Here is a 3,267-nt window from a genome sequence, read left to right as displayed (position 1 = left end):
ATCAGACGGGGCTTTCTCTATTAAATTCCCTGCGGCGACCTACTCTCCCACATCGTTTCCAATGCAGTACCATCGGCCCAGAGAGGCTTAACTTCCGTGTTCGGGATGGGAACGGGTGTGACCCTCTCGGCATTGCCACAGAGAAACTCTCAGCTTGGGCCTAAGCCCGCGCAATATGTTTCTCACAATCGCATTTCGTGTCTGTAGGATTTTTGGCAGTATATGATCGGGGGGTGGAGGTCCACCCCCCTCTCTAAGAATTTTTTATGGTCAAGCCTCACGGCCGATTAGTACCGGTAAGCTGAACGCATTACTGCGCTTACACACCCGGCCTATCAACGTTGTGGTCTACAACGGGCCTTCAGGGGATTGCTCCCGGGGATACCTAATCTTGAAGGAGGCTTCCCGCTTAGATGCTTTCAGCGGTTATCCTTTCCGTACATAGCTACCCAGCGACTGCTCCTGGCGGAACAACTGGAACACCAGAGGTACGTTCAACCCGGTCCTCTCGTACTAAGGTCAACTCTTCTCAAGTATCCTACGCCCACGGTAGATAGGGACCAAACTGTCTCACGACGTTTTAAACCCAGCTCGCGTACCGCTTTAATTGGCGAACAGCCAAACCCTTGGGACCTACTTCAGCCCCAGGATGCGATGAGCCGACATCGAGGTGCCAAACCTCCCCGTCGATGTGAACTCTTGGGGGAGATCAGCCTGTTATCCCCGGCGTACCTTTTATCCGTTGAGCGACGGCCCTTCCATACAGAACCGCCGGATCACTAAGACCTACTTTCGTACCTGCTCGACTTGTTGGTCTCGCAGTCAAGCTCCCTTATGCCTTTACACTCTACGGCTGGTTTCCAATCAGCCTGAGGGAACCTTCGCGCGCCTCCGTTACTCTTTGGGAGGCGACCGCCCCAGTCAAACTACCCATCAGACAGTGTCCCCGATCCGGATGACGGACCTGGGTTAGACATCCAAACAAACCAGGGTGGTATTTCAAGGATGGCTCCACCGAGACTGGCGTCCCAGCTTCAAAGCCTCCCACCTATCCTACACAAGCTTATTCGAATGTCACTGTCAAACTGTAGTAAAGGTGCACGGGGTCTTTCCGTCTTACCGCGGGTACTCGGCATCTTCACCGAGAATTCAATTTCGCTGAGCCACTGGTTGAGACAGCGCGGAAATCGTTACGCCATTCGTGCAGGTCGGAACTTACCCGACAAGGAATTTCGCTACCTTAGGACCGTTATAGTTACGGCCGCCGTTTACCGGGGCTTCGGTTCAAAGCTTCACCTTGCGGCTAACAAATCCCCTTAACCTTCCGGCACCGGGCAGGCGTCAGACCCTATACGTCGTCTTGCGACTTTGCAGAGTCCTATGTTTTTAGTAAACAGTCGCTACCGCCATTTCTCTGCGACCCTCTTCAGCTGTGCGAGCGAATCGCCTTCACCAAAAAGGGCATACCTTCTCCCGAAGTTACGGTATCATTTTGCCGAGTTCCTTAACCAGTGTTCTCTCAAGCACCTTAGGACATTTATCCTCACCCACCTGAGTCGGTTTACGGTACGGTCACCTGCTGTCTGAAGCTTAGAGGCTTTTCTTGGAAGCATGGGATCGACGACTTTGCGGGGATACCCCCTCGTCATCAGTTCTCAGCGTTGAATGGAAGAAGGGATTTGCCTCCTCTTCCCGCCTACAACCTTAAACCTGGACAACCAGCGCCAGGATCGTCTACCCTTCTCCGTCCCCCCATCGCAACAACAGGTGGTACAGGAATATTAACCTGTTTCCCATCAACTACGCCTTTCGGCCTCGCCTTAGGGACCGACTAACCCTACGCAGATTACCTTTACGTAGGAAACCTTGGGTTTTCGGTGACAAGGTTTCTCACCTTGTTTTTCGCTACTCATGTCAGCATAATCTCTTGTGATACCTCCAGCCGTCCTCACGGTCGACCTTCGCAGGCTTACACAATGCTCCCCTACCACTTGATCCTTAAGGATCAAATCCGCAGCTTCGGTACTATGCTTAGCCCCGTTACATTTTCCGCGCAGACCCACTCGACCAGTGAGCTATTACGCTTTCTTTAAAGGGTGGCTGCTTCTAAGCCAACCTCCTGGTTGTCTGGGCATTTCCACATCGTTTTCCACTTAGCATAGATTTTGGGACCTTAGCTGGCGGTCTGGGCTCTTTCCCTTTTGACTACGGATCTTATCACCCGCAGTCTGACTCCCACAATAACAGTTAGCGGTATTCGGAGTTTGGTTAGGTTTGGTAACCTGGTGAGGCCCCTAGCCCATCCAGTGCTCTACCCCCGCTACTTACTTTGTGAGGCTATACCTAAATATATTTCGGGGAGAACCAGCTATCTCCGAGTTTGATTAGCCTTTCACTCCTATCCACACCTCATCCCCTGGCTTTTCAACGCCAGTGGGTTCGGGCCTCCACGAAGTGTTACCTTCCTTTCACCCTGGACATGGATAGATCACCCGGTTTCGGGTCTACCCCCTGCAACTAACTCGCCCTATTAAGACTCGCTTTCGCTGCGGCTCCGTTCCATGAACTTAACCTCGCTGCAAAGGGTAACTCGCTGACTCATTATGCAAAAGGCACGCGGTCACACTGGATTGCTCCATAGTGCTCCCACTGCTTGTAGGCATACGGTTTCAGGTTCTATTTCACCCTCCTCATTGGAGTACTTTTCACCTTTCCCTCACGGTACTGGTTCACTATCGGTCAGAGAGTAGTATTTAGCCTTGGGAGATGGTCCTCCCGGATTCCCACGAGGTTTCACGTGCCTCGCAGTACTCGGGGACACCCTAGGGTGACTCATGGTTTCGGATAAGGGGCTATCACCCACTATGGCCGGCCTTTCCAGACCGTTCTCCTACCAATCATCAATCCCACGTCGGGGCCCCACAACCCCGGATCCATCGAAATGGAGCCGGTTTGGGCTGTTCCGCTTTCGCTCGCCGCTACTGACGGAATCACTATTGTTTTCTTTTCCTGAGGGTACTTAGATGTTTCAGTTCCCCTCGTTCGCCACGTAGAGCTATGAATTTACTCTACGTTACTGGAGCATTACCTCCAGTAGGTTTCCCCATTCGGAAATCTCCGGGTCAAAGCCTGTTTAGCGGCTCACCGAAGCTTATCGCAGCTTACCACGTCCTTCATCGCCTCTCTCTGCCTAGGCATCCACCGTACGCCCTTAGTAGCTTGACCATAAAAAAACTGTAAATGATCTCACTGCCGTGCATACTACCC

Annotated in this window: 2 rRNA genes; both read right to left on the bottom strand. The window is 52.4% G+C overall.

Annotated elements, in window-relative coordinates:
• Nucleotides 1-26: 26 nt before the first annotated feature.
• A 5S ribosomal RNA gene (gene rrf, locus JFN91_RS21855) occupies nucleotides 27-143 on the bottom strand.
• A 123-nt stretch (nucleotides 144-266) separates the two neighbouring features.
• Nucleotides 267-3,225, bottom strand: a 23S ribosomal RNA gene (locus JFN91_RS21850).
• Nucleotides 3,226-3,267 lie beyond the last annotated feature (42 nt).

The sequence above is a fragment of the Geomonas anaerohicana genome (assembly GCF_016458305.1).
GTDB lineage: Bacteria > Desulfobacterota > Desulfuromonadia > Geobacterales > Geobacteraceae > Geomonas > Geomonas anaerohicana.
This window is presented reverse-complemented; position numbering and strand designations above follow the sequence as displayed.